At 64.9% G+C, this 20,138-nt stretch carries 22 protein-coding genes; 7 read left to right on the plus strand and 15 right to left on the minus strand.

What is annotated here, in order from left to right; all coding sequences use genetic code 11:
* Positions 1 to 10 precede the first annotated feature (10 nt).
* Positions 11 to 1,333, minus strand: a complete 1,323-nt coding sequence (locus VGN68_RS07665; RefSeq protein WP_327475410.1) for a hemolysin family protein — start codon at positions 1,331 to 1,333, stop codon at positions 11 to 13.
* A gap of 212 nt (positions 1,334 to 1,545) precedes the next feature.
* Here VGN68_RS07665 and VGN68_RS07670 point away from each other — a divergent pair, with 212 nt between their 5' ends.
* Positions 1,546 to 2,235, plus strand: coding sequence for an OmpA family protein (locus VGN68_RS07670; protein ID WP_327475412.1), 690 nt, complete (start codon positions 1,546 to 1,548; stop codon positions 2,233 to 2,235).
* A 52-nt stretch (positions 2,236 to 2,287) separates the two neighbouring features.
* Here VGN68_RS07670 and VGN68_RS07675 read toward each other — a convergent pair whose 3' ends face one another.
* From VGN68_RS07675 to VGN68_RS07700, 6 genes are read right to left on the minus strand one after another with little or no spacing between them, the layout of a single operon-like run.
* Positions 2,288 to 2,917 (minus strand): MarC family protein, encoded by a 630-nt coding sequence (locus tag VGN68_RS07675; protein ID WP_327475414.1) that lies wholly within the window; start codon positions 2,915 to 2,917, stop codon positions 2,288 to 2,290.
* Positions 2,914 to 3,588 carry a hypothetical protein gene (locus VGN68_RS07680; RefSeq protein ID WP_327475416.1) on the minus strand — a complete coding sequence of 225 codons (675 nt, stop codon included), beginning with the start codon at positions 3,586 to 3,588 and terminating at the stop codon, positions 2,914 to 2,916. Before VGN68_RS07680 ends, VGN68_RS07675 begins: the two co-directional genes overlap by 4 nt.
* Positions 3,588 to 4,493: a bifunctional methylenetetrahydrofolate dehydrogenase/methenyltetrahydrofolate cyclohydrolase FolD gene (gene folD / locus VGN68_RS07685; protein WP_327475418.1), complete on the minus strand. Its 906-nt coding sequence runs from the start codon at positions 4,491 to 4,493 to the stop codon at positions 3,588 to 3,590. Before folD ends, VGN68_RS07680 begins: the two co-directional genes overlap by 1 nt.
* Positions 4,493 to 4,792 carry a YggT family protein gene (locus VGN68_RS07690; RefSeq protein WP_088443299.1) on the minus strand — a complete coding sequence of 100 codons (300 nt, stop codon included), beginning with the start codon at positions 4,790 to 4,792 and terminating at the stop codon, positions 4,493 to 4,495. Before VGN68_RS07690 ends, folD begins: the two co-directional genes overlap by 1 nt.
* Positions 4,793 to 4,836: 44 nt before the next feature.
* Positions 4,837 to 5,736: an acetylglutamate kinase gene (argB, locus tag VGN68_RS07695; protein ID WP_327475481.1), complete on the minus strand. Its 900-nt coding sequence runs from the start codon at positions 5,734 to 5,736 to the stop codon at positions 4,837 to 4,839.
* Positions 5,737 to 5,741: 5 nt separating this feature from the next.
* Positions 5,742 to 6,413 carry a queuosine precursor transporter gene (locus VGN68_RS07700; RefSeq protein ID WP_327475420.1) on the minus strand — a complete coding sequence of 224 codons (672 nt, stop codon included), beginning with the start codon at positions 6,411 to 6,413 and terminating at the stop codon, positions 5,742 to 5,744.
* A 115-nt stretch (positions 6,414 to 6,528) separates the two neighbouring features.
* Here VGN68_RS07700 and VGN68_RS07705 point away from each other — a divergent pair, with 115 nt between their 5' ends.
* The 3 genes from VGN68_RS07705 (at position 6,529) to VGN68_RS07715 (ending at position 8,933) form a co-directional block, all read left to right on the plus strand.
* Positions 6,529 to 7,881 carry a NupC/NupG family nucleoside CNT transporter gene (locus tag VGN68_RS07705; RefSeq protein WP_327475422.1) on the plus strand — a complete coding sequence of 451 codons (1,353 nt, stop codon included), beginning with the start codon at positions 6,529 to 6,531 and terminating at the stop codon, positions 7,879 to 7,881.
* Between the two features lie 105 nt (positions 7,882 to 7,986).
* On the plus strand, positions 7,987 to 8,601 hold the full coding sequence (locus VGN68_RS07710; protein ID WP_327475424.1) for a beta/gamma crystallin-related protein: 615 nt from the start codon (positions 7,987 to 7,989) through the stop codon (positions 8,599 to 8,601).
* Between the two features lie 11 nt (positions 8,602 to 8,612).
* Entirely contained in the window at positions 8,613 to 8,933 is a 321-nt protein-coding gene (locus VGN68_RS07715; RefSeq protein WP_327475426.1) for an MliC family protein, read from the plus strand.
* A 7-nt stretch (positions 8,934 to 8,940) separates the two neighbouring features.
* Here VGN68_RS07715 and VGN68_RS07720 read toward each other — a convergent pair whose 3' ends face one another.
* The 8 genes from VGN68_RS07720 to gluQRS all read right to left on the minus strand — a co-directional run bounded on the left by VGN68_RS07720 (position 8,941) and on the right by gluQRS (position 15,867).
* The gene (locus VGN68_RS07720) at positions 8,941 to 10,083 is read right to left on the minus strand and encodes an epoxide hydrolase family protein (RefSeq protein ID WP_327475428.1); all 1,143 of its coding nucleotides are present in this window, start codon (positions 10,081 to 10,083) and stop codon (positions 8,941 to 8,943) included.
* 29 nt (positions 10,084 to 10,112) lie between these two features.
* A complete protein-coding gene (locus tag VGN68_RS07725) occupies positions 10,113 to 10,613 on the minus strand; it encodes a hypothetical protein (RefSeq protein ID WP_327475430.1) in 501 nt (166 codons plus the stop codon).
* A 38-nt stretch (positions 10,614 to 10,651) separates the two neighbouring features.
* Positions 10,652 to 11,518, minus strand: coding sequence for a 3-hydroxyacyl-CoA dehydrogenase NAD-binding domain-containing protein (locus VGN68_RS07730; RefSeq protein WP_327475432.1), 867 nt, complete (start codon positions 11,516 to 11,518; stop codon positions 10,652 to 10,654).
* A 149-nt stretch (positions 11,519 to 11,667) separates the two neighbouring features.
* Entirely contained in the window at positions 11,668 to 12,654 is a 987-nt protein-coding gene (egtD, locus tag VGN68_RS07735; protein ID WP_327475434.1) for an L-histidine N(alpha)-methyltransferase, read from the minus strand.
* Position 12,655: 1 nt separating this feature from the next.
* Positions 12,656 to 13,933 (minus strand): ergothioneine biosynthesis protein EgtB, encoded by a 1,278-nt coding sequence (gene egtB, locus VGN68_RS07740; protein WP_327475436.1) that lies wholly within the window; start codon positions 13,931 to 13,933, stop codon positions 12,656 to 12,658.
* Positions 13,934 to 14,173: 240 nt separating this feature from the next.
* Positions 14,174 to 14,755, minus strand: a complete 582-nt coding sequence (locus VGN68_RS07745) for a cob(I)yrinic acid a,c-diamide adenosyltransferase (protein ID WP_327475438.1) — start codon at positions 14,753 to 14,755, stop codon at positions 14,174 to 14,176.
* A 26-nt stretch (positions 14,756 to 14,781) separates the two neighbouring features.
* Complete coding sequence (locus VGN68_RS07750) at positions 14,782 to 15,006, minus strand: HIG1 domain-containing protein (protein ID WP_088443329.1); 225 nt, start codon at positions 15,004 to 15,006, stop codon at positions 14,782 to 14,784.
* 9 nt (positions 15,007 to 15,015) lie between these two features.
* Positions 15,016 to 15,867 carry a tRNA glutamyl-Q(34) synthetase GluQRS gene (gluQRS, locus tag VGN68_RS07755; protein WP_327475442.1) on the minus strand — a complete coding sequence of 284 codons (852 nt, stop codon included), beginning with the start codon at positions 15,865 to 15,867 and terminating at the stop codon, positions 15,016 to 15,018.
* A gap of 169 nt (positions 15,868 to 16,036) precedes the next feature.
* Here gluQRS and VGN68_RS07760 point away from each other — a divergent pair, with 169 nt between their 5' ends.
* From VGN68_RS07760 to ppc, 3 genes are all read left to right on the plus strand, one after another.
* The gene (locus VGN68_RS07760) at positions 16,037 to 16,603 is read left to right on the plus strand and encodes an HNH endonuclease (RefSeq protein ID WP_293701062.1); all 567 of its coding nucleotides are present in this window, start codon (positions 16,037 to 16,039) and stop codon (positions 16,601 to 16,603) included.
* Between the two features lie 186 nt (positions 16,604 to 16,789).
* A complete protein-coding gene (locus VGN68_RS07765) occupies positions 16,790 to 17,203 on the plus strand; it encodes a YbaY family lipoprotein (protein WP_327475445.1) in 414 nt (137 codons plus the stop codon).
* 154 nt (positions 17,204 to 17,357) lie between these two features.
* Positions 17,358 to 20,036 carry a phosphoenolpyruvate carboxylase gene (ppc, locus tag VGN68_RS07770; RefSeq protein ID WP_327475449.1) on the plus strand — a complete coding sequence of 893 codons (2,679 nt, stop codon included), beginning with the start codon at positions 17,358 to 17,360 and terminating at the stop codon, positions 20,034 to 20,036.
* Positions 20,037 to 20,138: the final 102 nt, after the last annotated feature.

The following is a 20,138-nucleotide window of genomic DNA, read 5'->3' on the forward strand; positions in this document are numbered from 1 at the left end:
GACGCTGACGCTAGGTGTCCTCGGCGTCCTTTGGCCGGGACAGTTCCGTGACGAGCAGCTTGTCGATCTTGCGCCCGTCCATGTCGATAATCTCGAATCGCCAGCCCTTGTCGGTGAAGCGCTCGCCCTCCTTTGGCAGATGCTTCAGGATCGCCAGCGCGTGGCCCGCGGCGGTCGCATAGTCGCGGTCGTCGTCAAGCTCGATCCCCAGTCGTTCGGCCATCTGGTCGGCGGGCATCGACCCGGCGATCAGCAGGCTGCCATCGTCGCGCTCGACGACAAACGGTTCGCTGCCGATATCTTGGTCCGACGCAAACTCGCCGGCGATCGCCGCGAGCAGGTCGGCGGGGGTCACCAGCCCTTCGAAATGGCCATATTCGTCATGGACGAACAGCATCGGCACGTCGGCGACGCGCAATGCTTCGAGCGCGTCCATCGCGTCGATCTGATCGTGGATCACCTTGGCGGAGCGCGTCACTGTCTCCAGATCCAATGCCTCGCCGCGGAACAGTGCGGCGGCGATATCGCGCGCCTGGACCACCCCGACAATATCGTCGACCGAGCCGCGTGCGACCGGCAGTCGGCTGTGCGGCGACGCGACGAGCTTGTCGCGCACCCCCTGCGCATCGAGCGAGATATCGATCCAGTCGACGTCCTTGCGCGGCGTCATCACCTCGCGCACCGGGCGGTCAGCAAGCCGGACGACGCCCGAAATGATCGCGCGTTCGCTTTCCTCGATCAGACCCGATTTTGACGCTTCGGCAACGATCAGGTGCAGCTCCTCGGCGGTCACCCGATCCTCGGATTCGCGGTTGAGGCCGAGCACCCGAAAGACGAGCGCGGAGCTGCGATCGAGCAGCCACACCAGCGGCGCGCCGATTTTCGACAGCCACAGCATCGGGAGCGCCATGAAGATCGCGATCGGTTCAGGCGCGCGCAGCGCAAATTGCTTGGGCACCAGCTCGCCAACGATCAGCGAGAAATAGGTCGTTACCGCAATGACCACGGCGAAGCCTGCCGTCAGCGCGGTTTCATCGTCGAGGCCGAACAGCATCTGTAGCCGGTCACCGACGGGACCGCCCAGGCTGGCGCCCGAATAGGCACCGGCCAGAATGCCGATCAGCGTGATACCGACCTGCACCGTCGACAGGAACCGTCCCGGATCGGCGCCGAGTTGGCGCGCTACCGCGGCGCCGCGGCTGCCGCGCTTTTCGGCCGCCTGCAAGCGCGGCGCGCGCGCCGACACGATGGCCAGTTCGGACATCGCGAAAACGCCATTGAGCAGGATCAGGATGGCAATGATGGCCACATCGGACCATGGAAAAGGGGTCATTGGGCGGTGATCTGGCGCTTCGGCGCCCGGCCCCTGTCAGCGTCGGTCATCAGCCGTCTATAGGCGAAAGTTGCGCAGTTGCACAATGGCGCCTGAACATGCGCCTCAGCGAGTGTTCAGCCGGATTCGGGAACTAGATCGCCAGCCATATGTTATCGGCAGGAATGGCGGTGCGCAAACGACCCATGCGGCCGCAAAAAAGGGAGCGACCAATGAATATCAAGACCATCAAACTCGCCACGCTGGCCACTATCAGCGCCGTCGCGCTGACCGGCTGCGTTACCGATCCGGAAACGGGCCAGAAGCGCATTTCCAACGCCGCGATCGGCGGCCTCGGCGGCGCGCTGGGCGGTTATCTGCTCGGCGACCTGATCGGCGGCAAGAACAGCCGCACCGAGGAAATCGTCGGTGCGGGCATCGGCGCGGTCGCGGGTGCGGGCGTCGGCTATTATATGGATGAGCAGGAAAAGAAGCTGCGCCAGCGCACCGCCGGCACCGGCATCGATGTGGAACGTCAGGGCGACCAGCTGGTGCTCAACATGCCCGGCGACGTGACCTTCGATTACAACAGCGCGCTGGTGAAATCGCAGTTCCGCAGCGCGCTCGACAATGTTGCCTCGACGCTGGCTGAATATCCCAGCACCTACATCGACGTGTACGGCCACACCGACTCGACCGGCAGCGACAGCTATAATCAGGGCCTGTCCGAACGCCGCGCGTCGTCGGTCGCCGATTATCTGGGCGGCCGCGGCATCCAGCGCGCGCGCATGGCGACGATGGGATATGGCGAAACGCAGCTGAAATGTTCGCCCGAACGCAGCGAAGCCGATTATCAGTGCAACCGCCGCGTCGAAATCCGCATCGCGCCGGTGACGCAAGCGGATGTCAACGCCGCGCGCTAGATTCCATTCCCGTGGAACAGGAAAGGGTGTCGCCTGCGGGCGGCGCCCTTTTCTATGTGAGGCTGGGGAAGCTGGCCTTGAGCCCGTCGATGACAAATTGCGCGGCGAGCGCGGCGAGCAGCACCCCGAGCAGGCGGGTGATCACCGCCTCGCCCTTGTTACCGATAAAGCGCATCAGCGGCCCCGCCGCGAGCAACGCGCCGAGCGTCATCAACAGCACGAGCAGCAGCGCGCCGAAGATCACGAACGCACGGTCGAGCCCGTTGTTCTGCGCCACCAGCAGCATCACCGACGCGATCGATCCCGGCCCGGCGAGCATCGGCATCGCCATCGGGAACACCGACACATCCTCGATCTCGGGGGTCGCCATCACCTTTTCGGCGCGCTGTTCGCGGCGTTCGGTGCGCTTTTCGAACACCATGTCGATCGCGATGATGAACAGCATGATGCCGCCCGCAATGCGAAAACTGTCGAGGTCGATGTGCAGGAAGCTGAGCAAGGCTTCGCCGAACATCGCGAAAAAGACGAGGATACACCCGGCGATGATCGTCGCGCGGATCGCCATCGACCGGCGCTGCTGCGCACTCGCGCCGGTGGTCAGGCTGGCATAGATCGGCGCGCAGCCCGGCGGGTCGATGACCACGAACAGCGTCACGAATGCCGAGATGAACAGGTCGATCATGGCTGTTTCGGCGCCGCGACCTGATCGTCGATCACCGTCGCCATGGCCTTGCCGTCCCACAGACGGATCGTCACACGGCGCGACTGGTCAGGCCGAACGGTCGAAGTCCAGCTGAGCGTCTGGTCGGGCGACAGGCCGACCGCCATATCGTCACCCTCGGCGCCCGCCTCGATCGGCACCGCCGGACGCGATCCGCACACCGCCTGCTTCGATTCGATAAATTCGGGCGCTTCGCGGGGAACGGTCAACCCGTCGCCATGATCGAGGATCCAGTCGATCTTGCCGCTCTTGGGATCGCGCATCCACACCGTGCTGAAAAAGCCATGCGCTGGCCCCTTTTGCCACGCGCCCGTCGTCGCGCCGCTGTTGCCGTCGCAGCTGACGTAGACGGCGTGCGGCTGCCACTTCACAGATTCGGCGGGGTCTTTTTGCGTCTTGAGCCAGTCGCGCGCCTTTACCCGCTGCGGCACAAACATCACCGCATCGGGATGCGATGTTTCGCGAAACGCGGTCCACTGCCCTTTTTCCTGCGCCAGCCGAGCGAAGCCGATTTCGGCCGCAATAAAGGCGCTGGGGTTCGGCCCGAGCGGACGGTTGCGAACGTCGTTGGGGTCACCGGCGCATCCGGCGAGCAACGAAAGCGCGAACGAGGCGGAGAACAGACGGCGCATCAGAATCCTTCCGGATCGGCAAGCCCCGCGCGGCGGTGCGCGGCGACCAGCGTGTTGCGAAGCAGGCAGGCGATCGTCATCGGCCCGACCCCGCCCGGAACCGGAGTAATCGCATCGGCGACCGCCGCTACCTCGGCATAATCGACGTCGCCGACCAATCGCCCCTTTGCCGCGCCGTCGGCGGGCGGCAGGCGGTTGATGCCGACATCGATGACGATGGCACCCGGTTTGATCCAGTCGCCCTTGACCATCTCGGCGCGCCCGACCGCCGCCACGACGATGTCGGCGCGGCGCACGAGCGCGGGCAGGTCTTTGGTGCGGCTGTGCGCCATCGTCACCGTGGCGTTGGCGCCGAGCAGCAATTGCGCCATCGGCTTGCCGACCAGGATCGAGCGCCCAACGACGATCGCATCCTTGCCGGACAGGTCGCCAAGCCGGTCCTGGAGCAGCAACAGACAGCCATAAGGGGTGCACGGCACCATGCCCGCGATACCGAGCGCGAGCCGCCCGGCGCTGACCGGGGTCAGCCCGTCGACATCCTTGTCCGGGTCGATCGTCGCCACCGCCGCCTGTTCGTCGAGGTGGCCGGGAAGCGGCAATTGCAGCAGGATGCCGTCGACCGCATCGTCGGCGTTCAGTCGGGCGAGCAGCGCCTCGACCTCGTCCTGACTCGCGGTGGCGGGCAGGCGATGCTCGAAACTCGCCATGCCCGCGGCAACGGTGGCCTTGCCTTTCGACCCGACATAGACCGCGCTCGCCGGATCGTCCCCGACCAGCACGACGGCAAGCCCCGGCGCGCGCCCGGTTGCGGCAACAAAAGCAGGAACAGCGTCGGCAATCCGGCCGCGCAGACCAGCGGCAAACGCCTTGCCGTCGATCACCTGCGCGGCGGCATCAACCGCCATCACGCCATGCCGTTCGCATAAGCGAGGCGCCCGAGATAATTGAGCACCGGCCCATCCAGGATGATGATGATGATCAGCACCAGCATCGGGGTCAGATCGAGCCCGCCGAAATCGGGCATGATACGGCGAAAGGGCCGGTACAGCGGCTCGGTAATCCGGTCGAGCACCGTCCACAGCTGGTTGACGAAATCATTGTGCGTGTTGATCACATTGAACGCGATCAGCCACGACATCACCGCCTGCGCGATGATGAACCACCACAGGACCGTCAGGATGATGTGGACGATCTGGAGGAGCATGAGAACCAAGGCGATTTCTCCGAATTAGGGTCTTGCCGCGTCTCTTAGCGGTGAATGAGCGTGCCTGCACCCCTTGCGGTGAAAATTTCCAGCAGCATCGCGTGCGGAATACGCCCGTCAAGGATGACCGCCGCCTCGACCCCCGCATCGACCGCGGCGACGCAGGTTTCGACCTTGGGGATCATGCCCCCGGTGATCGTCCCGTCAGCCTTCAGCGCGTCGATCGCCGTTTGGTCGAGGTCGGTGAGCAGTGCTCCTGCCTTGTCGAGCACGCCCGCGACGTCGGTGAGCAGGAAAAACCGCTTGGCACCCAGCGCGCCGGCGATCGCGCCTGCCATCGTGTCGGCGTTGATATTATAGGTCGCACCGTCGGCGCCGAGCGCGACCGGCGCGACGATCGGGATGAAATTATCCTTGGTCAGGTTGATCAGGATCGTCGGATCGACCGCGACGGGTTCGCCGACAAAACCTAGGTCTACATGACGCTCGATCCCCGAATTGGGGTCGGGCTCGGTCCGGCGGACCTTCTCGGCGAGCACCAGATTGGCGTCCTTGCCCGAAATGCCGACCGCGCGGCCACCGAGCGCTGCGAGCCAACCGACGATTTCCTTGTTGATCTTTCCGGCAAGCACCATTTCGGCGACCTCGGCGGTCGCGGCATCGGTGACGCGCAGCCCGCCGACAAACGACGATTCGATCCCCAGTTTTTTCAGCATCGCGCCGATCTGCGGCCCGCCGCCATGCACGACCACCGGGTTGATCCCGACGGCCTTGAGCAGCACGATATCCTCGGCGAAATCGCGCTGCGCCTCGGCATCGCCCATGGCGTGCCCGCCATATTTGATCACGAACGTCTGACCCGCGTAGCGCTGCAGATAGGGCAGCGCTTCGACGAGCGTTTCGGCCTTGGCGAGCAGGTCGGGCATTGCGGGCGCGTCGGTCATCGTCATCACCCGCCGGTCTTGGCATCGAGGTTGCGACCGAGCGCGACCAGCCCGGTGATCACGAATGGAATGACCAGCACCGACAACGCGACCTTGGCCAGCATCTGCCCGCCCATCAGATTGGCGATCGGGAACACGCCGTAAAAGGCGATGGTGACGAACAGCAAGGTATCGACGATCTGGCTGAGAGCGCTGGCGATCGCACCGCGGATGGCGAGCCAGCTGGTTCCGGCGCCTTCGCGCCCGCGTAGCTTGCTGAAGATCGTGACATTGAGGAATTGCGAGGTGCCATAAGCCACGATCCCGGCCGCCATCAGGCGCGGGCTCTGGCCCAGCACGGTGTTGAAGGCGGTAAGCCGGTCGGCCTGCATTTCGGGCGATGCGGGAAGCGCGAGGACCAGCGCGGTCAGCATGATCGACAATATGAGCGGCACAAAGCCCCACAGCACCAATTTGTTCGCGGTCGATTGGCCCTGCAATTCGGACACGGCGCTCGACAGCGCGACGAGGATCAGGAACGGGAAAATCCCTGCCTCGACCGCCAACCAGTCACCCAGCGCCACCTGCTTGTTCCCCAGCACCCCGGCGAGCACGACCATGCCGCCATAGATGATGGTGAAAAGGAACAGGGAGGGCGAAAGCGTGCGCGGCAGCGCCGTCGATGTGGTGTCGGTCATGCCGCCCGATAGTCGCTTTTGTCGGCGGTGGAAAGATGGGGGTGGCGGCAACACTTGCCCCCCCGCCAAAGCCCGCTAGACAAGGCGCAACAATTTGCGGGGGACGCACAAATATATGGAACGCCTGATTGGTCTGGTTGGCATCGTCGCGCTGCTCGCGATTGCCGTGCTGTTTTCGTCGAACCGCCGCTGGATTCGTCTGCGCGTCGTCATTCCCGCCTTTTTGCTACAGGCCGGTTTTGCGCTACTCGTGATCGGCACCCCATGGGGCCGCAATATCATTCAGGCGATGTCGAACGGGGTGTCGAACCTGCTCGGCTACGCCAAGGCAGGGACCGATTTCATCTTTGGCCCGCTTGCTTCGCCCGAAATTGGCGCCAACAGCTTTGCGATTGCGGCGCTGCCGGTCATCGTCTTTTTCGCCTCGCTGATCTCGATCCTCTATTATCTTGGCATCATGCAACTGGTGATCAAATGGGTCGGCGGCGGTATCCAGAAAATCACCGGCATCACCAAGGTGGAAAGCCTGGGCGCCGCAGCGAACATCTTTGTCGGCCAGTCCGAATCGCCGCTCGTCATCCGCCCCTATCTGGCGGGCCTGACCCCGCCGCAGCTGTTCACGATCATGACCGTCGGCATGGCGGGGGTCGCGGGGACCATTCTCGGCGCCTATGCCAGCATGATCGGCGAACAATTGCTGCCCTATCTGCTCGCTGCCAGCTTCATGTCGGCGCCGGGGGGCATTTTGATGGCGAAGATCATGATGCCCGACGATCCCAAGGATCTCGGCGTCGAACCCGTCATCATGCCCGAGGCGAGCCATGACGAAGAGAAGCCCGCCAATATCATCATGGCGGCGGCGCAAGGCGCGCAGACCGGGGTCAAACTCGCGGTCGCGGTCGGCGCGATGGTGCTGGCGTTCGTGGCGCTCGTCGCGCTCGCCAACGGCCTGCTCGGCGGGATCGGCGGCTGGCTGGGTTACCCCGAGCTGTCGTTTCAGGCGATCATCGGCACTTTGTTCCGCCCAGTGATGTGGCTGATGGGAGTGCCGTGGGATGAAAGCGCGGTGGTCGGCGGGCTGTTCGGCAGCAAGATCGTGCTCAACGAATTTGTCGCCTTTATCGTTCTGGGCAAGGTGCAGGGCGATATGTCGCTCGCCGCGGTCGCGATCGCCACCTTTGCGCTGTGCGGCTTTGCCAATTTCAGTTCGATCGCGATCCAGATGGCGGTGACCGGCGGGCTGGCCCCCAACCAGCGGCCGATGATCGCCAAGCTTGGGCTGAAGGCCCTGCTCGCGGGCAGCCTGTCGAACCTGATGTCGGCGGCCTTGGCGGGGTTGATGCTGGGCATCGCGCCGCCGGTCGCCACGCCGCCCGCCGCACCGGCAGTCGAGGCTGTCACAGCACCGGCGAGCGCACCTGTAACGGAGCCCGATGCCGCGGCAACCGCTCCCGCCAAAGCCCCCTGACCTACCAAGGCCCACGCTTGGGAAGAATTGCAAGCCGCACCTCGATGGCGTAAACTCGGCAAACATATCGAATCCCGGGTCGCATTTGCCAACAGGGAGGTTGCCATGAAAATCGCATATCGTTTGTCGATCCTCGCCGCCGCCGCCGCGTCGATTGGGGCGGGCGTGCTCGCCACCTCCAGCGCACAGACCCCCGATGACCGCATGTACCGACCGCCCGAGGCGACGATCTATCGCGACGCCGCCTATCGCGGCCCGGCGGTGTTCATCGGCGAGGCGAAACCAAACCTTGGCCTCGCTTGGCCGGTCAATTCGGTGCGCGTCGCCAGCGGCCGGTGGGAGCTGTGCGAAAAGACGCGCTTTCGCGGCACCTGCCGCACCGTCGAGCGCGATACGCCGATGCTGAACAACGTCCTGCGCGGGCTGACCATCCAGTCGATCCGCCCGGTTGGATCAGGGGGTGGCGGCTGGGATCCGGCGCCGCCCGCCAATGATCAGGTCGCGCGCGGCAATTTTGCCGAATTCCACACGCAGCCCGCGCAAGGCAACCGCCGCGTCCTTGCTTGCCAATATGGATCGGTGACGGCGAACTGCGCGGCGCAGACCGCCGACAATTATTGCCGTTCGATCGGCTGGAACGGGTCGGCGCGCGAACATATGGAAACGGTGGCGGGCCGCGTCTATCTGGCCGACGTGCTGTGCGTCCGCTCGGGCTATTGAGGGAGGATGCGATGACGACGCTGAAGTTCGCCGCCGTCGGCGGGGCCGCCGTGCTGCTTTCGGCTTGCATGTCGGTCGGTGGGCCGGGGGTCAGCGCCTATTATGAATGCGACCGCGGTACCCGGCTGAAAGTCGATTTCATGGGCGACCGCGCTTTGGTGAGCGTCAATGGCGGACGTCCGGAAGCGATGCGCTCCACGCCCGCGGCGAGCGGCGCGATATACGAAAACCGCGCCGGGTGGCGGCTGCATACCAAGGGCAATGAGGCGATGTGGAACACCGCATTGCGCTCGGCGCCCGAAACCTGTCGTCAGGTGGTGGTGCCGCGCTAAGCGCCGGTCAAAGGTCCATCTTCGCCAGCGCGGCGCGTACCTCGCTGGCGAACAACTCGGGCTGCTCCCACGCGGCGAAATGACCGCCGCGGGGCAGCTCGTTCCAGTGGACGATAGTCTTGTACCGCCGCTCGGCCCAGCGGCGCGAGAGCCGCATGATCTCGTTCGGAAACAGGCTGCACCCTGTCGGAACCAAAATCTCGCCCGCGGCGAAATTGCGAAAGCTGTGCCAATATAGCCGCGCCGACGAGGCGGCGCTCGCGGTCAGCCAATAGAGGCTGATCGTGTCGAGCATCGCGTCCTTCGACAGCGCTTTCTCGGGGTGTCCACCGATCGACTGGCCGCCCGGCTGATGCCCGCAATCGGTCCAACCGTGGAATTTTTCCGCGATCCACGCCATCTGGCCGACCGGTGAATCGGTCAGCGCATAGCCGATCGTCTGCGGCCGGGTCGCGTGCTGCGTCGAATAACCGCTGTCCTTTGCCTGATACCAGGCAAAGCGGGCGAGATAGAGTTTTTCGCTGTCAGTGAGATCGCTCATCAGGTCGGGCGGCGGCGCGCCGACGACCATGTTGATGTGAATTCCCGCACAATGATCGGCGTGGTTCATCCCGATTGCACAGGTCACCGCGCTGCCCCAGTCGCCGCCCTGCGCGAAATAGCGATCGTAACCGAGCGCCACCATCAGCGCGTCCCACGCCGCGCCGATATGCTCGACGCTCCATTTGGCCGCGGTCGGCTTGCCCGAAAAGCCGTAACCGGGGAGCGACGGGATCACGAGATGATAGTCGGCCGATAACGGTTCGATGACGTCGAGAAACTCCAGCACCGACCCCGGCCAGCCGTGGGTCAACACCAGCGGCCGCGCCGCCGGATTGGCCGACCGGACATGGAGGAAATGAATGTCGAGCCCGTCGATCGTCGCCAGATAATTGGGCAGGGCATTCAGTCGCGCCTCGACAACGCGCCAATCATGTTGATCAAGCCAATAGGCCGCCAGTTCCTGCGCATAGGCAAGCGGGATACCCTGGTCCCAGTCGTCGACCGTTTCCCTCTCGGGCCAGCGCGTCCGCGCCAGCCGGTCTTTCAGATCGTCGAGCGCCGCCTGCGGAACATCGACCGTAAAGCTGCGGATATTGTCGACGTTCATGGAATACCCCTCCCCACGCCCTCCATATATCAGGGCCGCGCGGGTGCCTTGCAGCCGCGTTCCAGCCCGACACCTTTCAGAAAGCCGCGCCGTACTGTTCCGGCATAGACCGCTTCGGCATAGCGGCGACGTTCGGCATTGGCGCCAGTGATTTCACCGATCAGGCTGCGGAACGGGATGATCGACCCGGCAACGCTGCCGGCGACGCGGCCAGCGGTGCGCTCGCGCTTTTTATCCCTGCTTTCCTCTTCGGTTTCGTTGACGTCGGGGCCGAGCACTTCGTCCAGTTCGACGATTTCCTGCTGGATCGCGGCGCATTTGCGCAGGCCTGCCAAGGAATAGGGATCGCCCTGGACCGCGATCAGCTTCGCGGGCGCTTCCTTGCCGTCAAACGGTTCGGTCACCTTGTTGGCGGTGTCCTTGATCGTCGAATCTTCCGGCGACCCCGCCTGAGCATGGGCCGGTGCCGCGATGACGAGCGCGGCAGCCACAGCGGTGGCCGACAATGTGACGAAAAATCTGCTTTGCATGTGACGCCTCCTTGGCGGTTCCCTGACCGCATAAGCTGCTAACGCGTCGGAACCGGTTCGGCTCCCGTCCAGTCGTAAAAGCCGCGCCCTGCCTTTTTTCCGACCCAGCCCGCCTCGACATATTGCACCAGCAGCGGCGCCGGGCGGAATTTGGGGTCGCCGGTGCCGCTGTGCAGCACGCGGATGATTTCGAGGCAGGTATCGAGCCCGATGAAGTCGGCCAGCGTGATTGGCCCCATCGGATGATTGAGCCCCAGGCGGCAGCCGGCGTCGATGTCCTGCATCGTCGCAACACCCTCGCCCAGTGCGAACACCGCTTCGTTGATCAGCGGCATCAGCACGCGGTTGACGATGAACCCAGGCGCGTCGTTGGCATGGACGATTTCCTTGCCGAGGCCACGGCCAAAGGCTTCGACGGCTTGCAGCGTCGCGTCGCTGGTGGCGAGGCCGCGGATCAATTCGATCAGCCCCATCACCGGCACCGGATTGAAGAAATGCACCCCGATAAAGCGCGCCGGGTCGGGCGATGCTTGGGCGAGCCGCGTGATCGGGATCGAGCTGGTGTTGCTGGCAAGGATCGCGGTGTCAGACAGATGCGGACCGACGCTAGCGAAGATCGCGCGCTTGATGTCTTCGCGCTCGGTCGCGGCCTCGATGACGAGGTCGGCGGGGGCGAAGGCGCTGTGGTCGGCGACCGGGGCAATACGGCCGAGCAGAGCATCGGCATCGCCCTGTGTCATCTTCTCCTTAGCGACGAGGCGGCCGAGCGCCTTGGCGATCCCCGCCTTGCCCGCTTCGGCGCGCGCCAAGTCGATGTCCGACAGCAGTACGTCATGTCCGGCGCCCGCTGACACTTGCGCAATCCCCGCGCCCATTTGCCCTGCCCCGATGACGCCGACGATCATGACCTTATTCTCCAAAACAACCTTAAGGCTTTCATCCGTCATCCCGGCGAAGGCCGGGATCTCACCGCTGCGTTCTGGCGAAAGGGCGAGATCCCGGCTTTCGCCGGGATGACGATTTGGTGGTTGCCCTACGTCATCGGCGGTCAGCGTCAAGGGGCCGAGCGGAACTCGGTTGCTTCAGCGAGGATCAGCGCGAAGGCGGGGTCGGTGTCGTCCCACGTCGCGACCGGGGTCCAGCCGCTGGCGCGCAGCAGCAGGTTGGCATCGCGGGGGCCGTACTTATGGCTGTTCTCGCTGTGGATCGTCTCGCCTGCCGCCATATGATAGTCACGCCCATCGACGGTGAAATCCAAGTCGCACGCCGCGACGAGATGCATTTCGATCCGCGCATGGACGTCGTTCCAGATCGCCCGGTGCGTGAAATTTTCGACCGGAATGTCACCGTTCAGCTCGCGGTTGATCCGTTCGAGCAGGTTGAGGTTAAACGCCGCCGTGACGCCCGCCGGATCATCATAGGCGAGTTCCAGTACACGTTCATCCTTGATCCGGTCGATGCCGATCAGAAGCAGGGATCCCTCGCCCAGTGCTTCGCGCCAGTTGCGCAGCAAATCGACCGCGGTGCGCGCAACCATATTGCCGATCGTGCTGCCCGGGAAAAAGCCGAGCTTGGGCATAGCGGCGATTTCGCGCGGCATTTCGACGCGCTGGGTAAAGTCGGCCTCCACCGGATAGACGGGCAACCCCTCAAAACGCGCCGCGAGCGTGCGGGCGCTATCGCGCAGGAAATCGCCGGAGATATCGACCGGCACATAAGCCGCGGGCGCGATCGCATCGAGCAAAAGCGGGGTTTTGGTCGAGCTACCCGACCCAAGCTCGACGACTGCGCGGCCCGGCCCGACCGCCGCCGCGATGTCGGTCGCGTGTCGGGTGAGCAGATCGGTCTCGCTGCGCGTCGGATAATATTCAGGGAGCGCCGTGATATCCTCGAACAGCGCCGATCCGGTCGCGTCGTAGAACCAGCGCGCCGGAATCGCCTTTTGCGCCTGCGACAGTCCCGCATGGACGTCGGCGCGAAAGGCGATATCGACCCCCGCCGCATCGGCATCAACCTGCCGAAGATTGCGAACAACGCCCATGTCAGAGATCCTTGGCTAAACGCACGCCGGTGAATTGCCAGCGCTGGTGGGGGTAAAAGAAATTGCGGTAGGAGGCGCGCAGATGACCGCGCGGGGTCGCACAGCTGCCGCCGCGCAGCACGAACTGACCGCTCATGAACTTGCCATTATATTCGCCGACCGCACCGGGCGCGGCGCGGAAGCCGGGATAGGGGCGATAGGCGCTGCCGGTCCATTCCCACACGCTGCCGAACATCTGTTGCAGATCGGCGTCATCGACCGCGGCGACAGGCTGCACCGGCCCGGCGCTGTCGAGTTGTTGACCCGAGGCCGCGTCGAGCATCGCCGCGGCGGCTTCCCATTCGAACTCGGTCGGCAGCCGCGCGCCCGCCCAGCTGGCGAAGGCGTCGGCTTCGAAAAAGCTGATGTGGGTCACCGGGGCAGCGGGGTCGATGTCTTGCCAACCCGACAGGGTGAACTGGCGGTCGCCGTCCCAATAGGCGGGGGCGTCGATGTTTTCGGCCTGCACCCACGCCCAGCCATCGCTGAGCCAGAGCGATGGGGTGTGATAGCCGCCGTCGGCAATGAATTGTTGCCATTCGCCATTGCTGACCGGGCGGCTGGCGAGCGCGTGCGGGGGCAGGAGCGTATCGTGGCGCGGGCCTTCGCAATCGAAGGCGAAGCCGTCGCCGCAATGCCCGACCTGGGTCACGCCCGCATGGCCCTCGATCCATTTCATGGCGGAAAACGGCGCAACTTCACTCGCGATGGCGGTTTTTTCCCACACCGCCGGGCCGAGCGGGTTTTGCGCGAAGAGATGTTTGAGGTCGGTGAGCAGCAGTTCCTGATGCTGCTGTTCGTGCTGGATGCCGAGTTCGATCAGCATGTGCGCCGCGGGGGGCAGGTCGGGGAGCGCGGTCTGCACCGCGGTATCGACATGCGCGCGCCAGACGCCGATGTCATCAAGCGAGGGGCGGGTCAGCAGACCGCGCTGCGGCCGCGCATGGCGCGGGCCTTCGGCCTCATAATAGCTGTTGAACAGATAGGCGTAGCGATCGTCGAACGCGCGGTAGCCCGGGACATGATCGCGCAGGATGAAGGTTTCGAAAAACCATGTCGTGTGCGCGAGGTGCCATTTGGCGGGGGAGGCGTCGGGCATCGACTGCGCGCTGGCGTCGGCATCGGAGAGCGTCGCGACAAGGTCGAGCGACAGACGGCGGGTGGCGGCGAAACGCTGCGCGAGCAGGTCGGGCGTGCGGGCGGTTTGCGCGAGAGGTGAAGCGTCGGTTCGGCTGGCCATGATGAGACAATCCCCCGCGGTGCGATTCGGTTTCGCATGACGATGGAATATGGTTACGCGGTGGCGAAATGTCTAGAACATTTGGGGAACAGTGCCGATCCTCCCTGTGGCGAAGCCATGGGGAGGGGGACCGCTTGCGAAGCAAGGGGTGGAGGGGCCGCAACGGTAGTTCCAACGCCCCTCCGTCAGCGCTTCGCGCTGCCACCTCCCCATGCCTACGGCACAGGGAGGATTATGCGGTTACCGCGTAGCGCCGGGTTTCCACAAAATGTCACCGCCCGCCGCGGCATTCAGGTGCCGGGTCAGCACGAACAGATGGTCGGACAGGCGGTTGAGATAGGTGAGCGCGAGCGGGTTGAGGTCGCGCTCGCTTCCTGCCGCGACCGCTGCCCGTTCGGCCCGCCGCGTCACCGCGCGGGCGAGGTGGAGCCGCGCCGCGGCGTCGGTGCCGCCGGGCAGGATGAAGCTTTTGAGCGCGTCGAGATCGTCGTTCATGCGGTCGATCTCGTCCTCCAGCCGCGCGATCTGGCTGGGGACGATGCGCAGCGCCATGTCGTGCGGGCCAAAGCCGAACTGGATGTCGGCGGGGGTGGCGAGGTCGGCGCCAAGGTCGAACATCTCGTTCTGGATCCGCACCAGCATTGCGGTGGCGTCGCTGTTCGGATGGAGCGCGGCGACCGCCATCCCGATCGCGCTGTTCGCTTCGTCGACGTCGCCGATCGCCGCCATCAACGGCGCCGATTTGGCGATACGCGAGCCATCCACCAGCCCGGTGGTGCCATCGTCGCCGGTGCGCGTGTAGATTTTGTTGAGTTTGACCATCTAGCGAGACTGGCGCAGCGGCAAGATCAGCCGCCCGCGGCGAGCAGGCCGATCAGCACGATGAGGATGATGGTGATCGCCTGCCATTTGACGCGCGACATCATCATCTTGTTCTGCATCACCTGATTTTCCTCGACTTTTCCGTCGATCACCGCCTGGTGACCTTGCGAAAAATAGAAGAGCCCCCGCGCGAGCGAGAAGAGGACGAAGCCGGCCGCCACGACGACGCCGATGATCAGCAGAATGTTCATGGCCCCTATTTAGGGCATTTGCAGCGAATAACCAGTGGGAAGGCGTCCGGCGAGCAGATTGGCGGCGAGCGTGGGGCCGTCGACACCGGTCGCGCGCATCGCAGCGAGCGAGGCCGCGGCGTCACGCTTCGCCAATCGCTTGCCGTTGGGGCCGCAAACCAGCGCATGATGGCGATACAGCGGGGTGGGCAGGTCGAGCAGCGCCTGAAGCAGGCGGTGGACGTCGGTCGCGGCAATCAGGTCGGCGCCGCGGATGACGTGCGTCACGCCCATCGCGGCGTCGTCGAGCGTGCTAGCGAGATGATAGCTGGCGGGGGCATCCTTGCGCGCGAGGACGATGTCGCCGTGGGCGAGCGGGTTGGCGGGGCGCATCCCCTGCCCTTGTGCTTCCCACGCGAGGTCACCGACAACTGCCAGTGCGCGGGCGGTATCGAGGCGCCAGCAATGCGGCTGAGCCGCCATCCGCCGCGCGCGCTCGGCTTCGGAAAGATCGCGGCAAATGCCGGGGTAGATCGCCCCCGATGGGCCGTGCGGCGCCGAGAGGCTGGCCGCAATATCGGCGCGGGTGCAGAAGCAGGGATAGACGAGATCGCGAGCGCGGAGCGTATCGAGCGCCGCCACATAATTGCCGAGCCGGGCCGACTGGCGTAGCGGTTCGCCATCCCAGCCGAGGCCGAGCCACGTGAGATCGGCGAGCGACGCGGCGACATAGTCCTCGCGCGAGCGGCTGCCGTCGATATCGTCGATGCGGATGAGGAATTGCCCGCCCGCCGCGCGCGCCGCATCATGCGCCAGCACCGCGCTATAGGCGTGACCCAGATGCAGGTCGCCGGTCGGACTGGGCGCAAAACGGGTCAGCATCGCCGTGGTAAAAACTCCATATACTGTGCCGACGTCATCAAAATCCTTCCATATCTTGCGACAGATGCCCCCTTGACGTCAGAATCTGATCGGGCATGTAATGATGGTGTCACGCAGGGAAGGCAGTGGCGCGCCATCCCGTGAAGCAATGGGGGCAGCATAACCAGCCATGTTCCATCCCGATCTTGCCCGGCATCCCGATAGTTGCCCGGCGCTCGTTCTCAACGCCGACTACACCCCGCTCAGCTATTATCCCTTGAGCCTGTGGCCGTGGCAGACCGCGGTCAAGGCGGTTTTCCTCGACCGCGTCACCATTGTCGAAAATTACGAGCGCGAGATTCACTCGCCGACGCGGACGATGCCGATCCCCAGCGTCATCGCGCTGCGCCAATATGTGAAACCGTCGCAGCATCCGGCGTTCACCCGCTTCAACCTGTTCCTGCGCGACCGCTTTGCGTGCCAGTACTGCGGGTCGGGCAAGGATCTGACCTTTGACCATGTCGTGCCAAGGCGACTGGGCGGACGCACGACATGGGAAAATGTCACGACGGCCTGCGCGCCGTGCAATCTGAAAAAGGGCGGGCGCACCCCGCAACAGGCGCGAATGCCGATCTATCGCCAGCCGTGGCGCCCGACGAGCTGGCAGTTGCAGGACAATGGCCGCGCCTTTCCGCCCGGCTATCTGCATACGAGCTGGATCGACTGGCTGTATTGGGATGTCGAGTTGGAGGGGTGAGCGGTTCACACTGCCATCTGCGTCCTTTACGCGCAGCGGCGATTCCGCTTTCTTCTTCGTGCCTTTGCGCCTTTGCGTGAGATTCTAAATATTTCACGCAAAGGCGCAAAGGCACGAAGAAGATAAAAATGAAGCCGGGCGTCTGCCGCGAGGATGGCGGGGCTGGGTTATGGAAAAGGTCAGATCATGCTCCGTATTGCCGCCATCGCCGCCCTCAGTCTTTCGCTCGCCGCTTGCGCCGCGACCCAGCCCGCCGCGCAATCGATCACGGTCACCGGCAGCATCGCCTATCGCGAGCGTATCGCGCTGCCGCCGTCGGCGCAGATCGAGGTGCGGCTCGACGATGTCAGCCTGGCCGATGCGCCCGCCCGCACCCTCGCGCGGCAGGCGTTCGCCGCCGATGGCAAGCAGGTGCCGCTGCCCTTCACGCTCACCGTCGACCGCGCCCAGCTCGATCCGCGGCACAGCTACGCGGTGTCGGCGCGCATCACCGGCGACGATGGGAAGCTGATGTTCATCACCGACACGCGCAACAGCGTCGCATTCGATGAGCGGAGCCGGATCGATATGGGGACGCTCAATCTCGTGATGGTTCGTTAGGCTTATCCTCGTCATCCCGGCGAAGGCCGGGATCTCGACCTCGCGTTTTTTCGATACGGTGAGATCCCGGCTTTCGCCGGGATGACGAAGGTGTGGGCGGCGCATAGCTATGCGCCGCTTGACCCCGCGCCTTCGCAGGTGCAGCAATCGCGTCATGGGGCCGCCGATCCAGATCTCGCAAAATCCCGACATCCGCTATCTGGGGCGGATCCTGGGCGACGTCATCCGCGCCTATGGCGGCGACAAATTGTTCCGCCAGACCGAATATATCCGCTCGTCGAGCGTCGACCGGCATCGCGGCATCGCGGGGGCCGAGGCGATCGATCCGGGGCTCGATGCGCTGAGCCTGGATGACACCGTCGCCTTCGTCCGCGGGTTCATGCTGTTTTCGATGCTCGCCAATCTGGCCGAGGACAGGCAGGGGGTGGCGGCGGAGCCCGAGGCGACGGTCGCGGCGGCGATCGAGAAGCTGAAGGCCGACGGGATCGACGGCGACGCGATTGCGGCGCTGCTGAGCGCGTCGCTGGTTGCGCCGGTGCTGACCGCGCATCCGACCGAGGTGCGGCGCAAGTCGATGCTCGATCACAAGAACCGCATCGCCGAACTGATGCTGCTGCGCGACGCCGGGGTGGACGAAACACCCGAGGGCGACGTCGTCGAGGATGCGATCCGGCGCCAGATCGTTCTCCTTTGGCAAACGCGGCCGCTGCGCATGGAGAAATTGTTCGTTGCCGACGAGATCGACAATGCGCTGACCTATTTGCGCGACGTCTTCCTGCCGGTCGTTCCCAAGCTTTACGCGCGCTGGGAAGCCGAGCTGGGGCAGCGCCCCGCGAGCTTCCTGCGCGTCGGCAGCTGGATCGGCGGCGACCGCGACGGCAATCCGTTCGTCACCGCCGAGACGATGGTCATGGCGACGGGGCGCAATGCCGCCGCGGTGCTGGGCCATTATATCGACGCGGTTCACCACCTCGGCGCCGAGCTGTCGGTGTCGGCGAGCCTGGCTGCGGTTCCCGACGCGGTAGAAGCTTTGGCCGAGGCAAGCGGCGATGGCGCGCCGAGCCGCCGCGACGAACCCTATCGCCGGGCGCTTTCGGGCATTTATGCGCGGCTGTGCGCGACCTATACGCAGATTGTCGGCAAGGCGCCGCCGCGGCCTTCGGCGCTGAAGGGTCACGCTTATGCGACTCCCGCCGATTTCCGCCGCGACCTGGTCACCATCGCCAATGGCTTGTCTTCGAACAGCCAGGGCCAGTTTGGCGGCATCGGCGCGCTCGGGCGGCTGATCCGCGCGGTCGAGGTGTTCGGATTCCATCTCGCGACGCTCGACATGCGGCAGAACAGCGCGGTGCACGAACGTGTGCTCGCCGAATTGCTCAAGGTGTCTGGCGTGTGCGCCGACTATCTGGCGCTGGACGAAGAGGCGCGCGTTGCGCTGCTCACCGCCGAGCTGCAAAGTGACCGACCCCTCGCCGCCCCGTGGCACCAGTGGAGCGACGAGACCGCCGGCGAACTCGCGATCGTCCATGCCGCCGCCGACGTGCGCGCGCGGCTGGGCAAGGATGCGATTTGCCAGTGGATCATCAGCATGGCGCAGACCTTGTCCGACCTGCTCGAGGTGCATGTGCTGGCGCGCGAAGCCGGATTGTGGCGGAGCGGCGAAGCGGCGGGACGATCGAACCTGATGGTCGTCCCCTTGTTCGAGACGATTGCCGATCTCGACAAGGCGCCCGACATCATGGCGCGCTATTTCGCGATGCCTGAAATCGGCCCGCAGGTCGGGGTGCGCGGACATCAGGAAGTGATGATCGGCTATTCGGATTCGAACAAGGATGGCGGGTATCTGACCTCGACCTGGGGATTGCATCAGGCGTCGCAGGCGCTGACCCCGGTGTTCGAGGAGGCCGACACCGCAATGCAATTGTTCCACGGCCGCGGCGGCGCGGTCGGGCGCGGCGGCGGCAGCGCCTTTGCCGCGATCCGCGCCCAGCCCGCGGGGACGGTGCAGGGACGCATCCGGATCACCGAACAGGGCGAAGTGATCGCAGCGAAATATGGCACCGCGGCGAGCGCGGCGACGAACCTGGAGGCGATGGTGTCGGCGAGCCTGCTCGCGAGCCTGGAGCCCGAGGCGCTGAGCGAGAAGGACGCGGCGCGCTTTACCGCGGCGATGGATGCGCTGTCGGACAGCGCTTTCGCCGCGTACCGCGGGCTGGTGTACGACACCCCGACGTTCAAGGATTTCTTCCGCGCGATGACCCCGATCGCCGAGATTGCGACGCTGAAGATCGGCTCGCGGCCGTCGAGCCGCACCAAGAGCAGCGCGATCGAGGATCTGCGCGCGATCCCGTGGGTGTTCAGCTGGGCGCAGGCGCGCGCAATGCTGCCCGGCTGGTACGGGACGGGCGAGGGGTTTGCGGCGTTCGGCGACAAGGCATTGCTCGTCGACATGGCGGCTGGCTGGCCATTCTTCGCCGCGCTGCTCGGCAATATGGAGATGGTGCTGGCGAAATCCGACATGGGGATCGCGGCGCGCTATGCCGAGCTGGCAGCGCATGTCGATGGCCATGGCGCGATCTTTGGCCGCATCCGCGACGGATGGAACCGCGCGCATGACGGGTTGCTGGACATTACCGGGCAGACGCGGTTGCTGGAGAAGAACCCGGCGCTCGAGGCGTCGATCCGGTTGCGGCTGCCCTATATCGAACCGCTGAACCTGCTCCAGATCGAGTTGATGAAGCGGCACCGGGCGGGGGAAACCGACCCGCGGATTGCCGAGGGCATCCAGCTGACGATCAATGCGATTGCGACGGCGCTCAGGAACAGCGGGTAGGCAAAATCATTACCCGTTCGTCCTGAGGAGGGACTGAGCGAAGTCGAAGGCCCGTCTCGAAGGACCAGCAACTCGCATTCCTTCGAGACGCCATTTCGACAA

This window comes from Sphingopyxis sp. (genome assembly GCF_035998965.1).
GTDB lineage: Bacteria > Pseudomonadota > Alphaproteobacteria > Sphingomonadales > Sphingomonadaceae > Sphingopyxis.

Bases quoted from the DNA above. Each gene is read 5' to 3' on its own strand.
- VGN68_RS07665 (WP_327475410.1), bottom strand. From the start codon at position 1,333: ATGACCCCTTTTCCATGGTCCGATGTGGCCATCATTGCCATCCTGATC.
- VGN68_RS07670 (WP_327475412.1), top strand. From the start codon at position 1,546: ATGAATATCAAGACCATCAAACTCGCCACGCTGGCCACTATCAGCGCC.
- VGN68_RS07675 (WP_327475414.1), bottom strand. From the start codon at position 2,917: ATGATCGACCTGTTCATCTCGGCATTCGTGACGCTGTTCGTGGTCATC.
- VGN68_RS07680 (WP_327475416.1), bottom strand. From the start codon at position 3,588: ATGCGCCGTCTGTTCTCCGCCTCGTTCGCGCTTTCGTTGCTCGCCGGA.
- folD (WP_327475418.1), bottom strand. From the start codon at position 4,493: ATGGCGGTTGATGCCGCCGCGCAGGTGATCGACGGCAAGGCGTTTGCC.
- VGN68_RS07690 (WP_088443299.1), bottom strand. From the start codon at position 4,792: ATGCTCCTCCAGATCGTCCACATCATCCTGACGGTCCTGTGGTGGTTC.
- argB (WP_327475481.1), bottom strand. From the start codon at position 5,736: ATGACCGACGCGCCCGCAATGCCCGACCTGCTCGCCAAGGCCGAAACG.
- VGN68_RS07700 (WP_327475420.1), bottom strand. From the start codon at position 6,413: ATGACCGACACCACATCGACGGCGCTGCCGCGCACGCTTTCGCCCTCC.
- VGN68_RS07705 (WP_327475422.1), top strand. From the start codon at position 6,529: ATGGAACGCCTGATTGGTCTGGTTGGCATCGTCGCGCTGCTCGCGATT.
- VGN68_RS07710 (WP_327475424.1), top strand. From the start codon at position 7,987: ATGAAAATCGCATATCGTTTGTCGATCCTCGCCGCCGCCGCCGCGTCG.
- VGN68_RS07715 (WP_327475426.1), top strand. From the start codon at position 8,613: ATGACGACGCTGAAGTTCGCCGCCGTCGGCGGGGCCGCCGTGCTGCTT.
- VGN68_RS07720 (WP_327475428.1), bottom strand. From the start codon at position 10,083: ATGAACGTCGACAATATCCGCAGCTTTACGGTCGATGTTCCGCAGGCG.
- VGN68_RS07725 (WP_327475430.1), bottom strand. From the start codon at position 10,613: ATGCAAAGCAGATTTTTCGTCACATTGTCGGCCACCGCTGTGGCTGCC.
- VGN68_RS07730 (WP_327475432.1), bottom strand. From the start codon at position 11,518: ATGATCGTCGGCGTCATCGGGGCAGGGCAAATGGGCGCGGGGATTGCG.
- egtD (WP_327475434.1), bottom strand. From the start codon at position 12,654: ATGGGCGTTGTTCGCAATCTTCGGCAGGTTGATGCCGATGCGGCGGGG.
- egtB (WP_327475436.1), bottom strand. From the start codon at position 13,933: ATGGCCAGCCGAACCGACGCTTCACCTCTCGCGCAAACCGCCCGCACG.
- VGN68_RS07745 (WP_327475438.1), bottom strand. From the start codon at position 14,755: ATGGTCAAACTCAACAAAATCTACACGCGCACCGGCGACGATGGCACC.
- VGN68_RS07750 (WP_088443329.1), bottom strand. From the start codon at position 15,006: ATGAACATTCTGCTGATCATCGGCGTCGTCGTGGCGGCCGGCTTCGTC.
- gluQRS (WP_327475442.1), bottom strand. From the start codon at position 15,867: ATGCTGACCCGTTTTGCGCCCAGTCCGACCGGCGACCTGCATCTGGGT.
- VGN68_RS07760 (WP_293701062.1), top strand. From the start codon at position 16,037: ATGTTCCATCCCGATCTTGCCCGGCATCCCGATAGTTGCCCGGCGCTC.
- VGN68_RS07765 (WP_327475445.1), top strand. From the start codon at position 16,790: ATGCTCCGTATTGCCGCCATCGCCGCCCTCAGTCTTTCGCTCGCCGCT.
- ppc (WP_327475449.1), top strand. From the start codon at position 17,358: ATGGGGCCGCCGATCCAGATCTCGCAAAATCCCGACATCCGCTATCTG.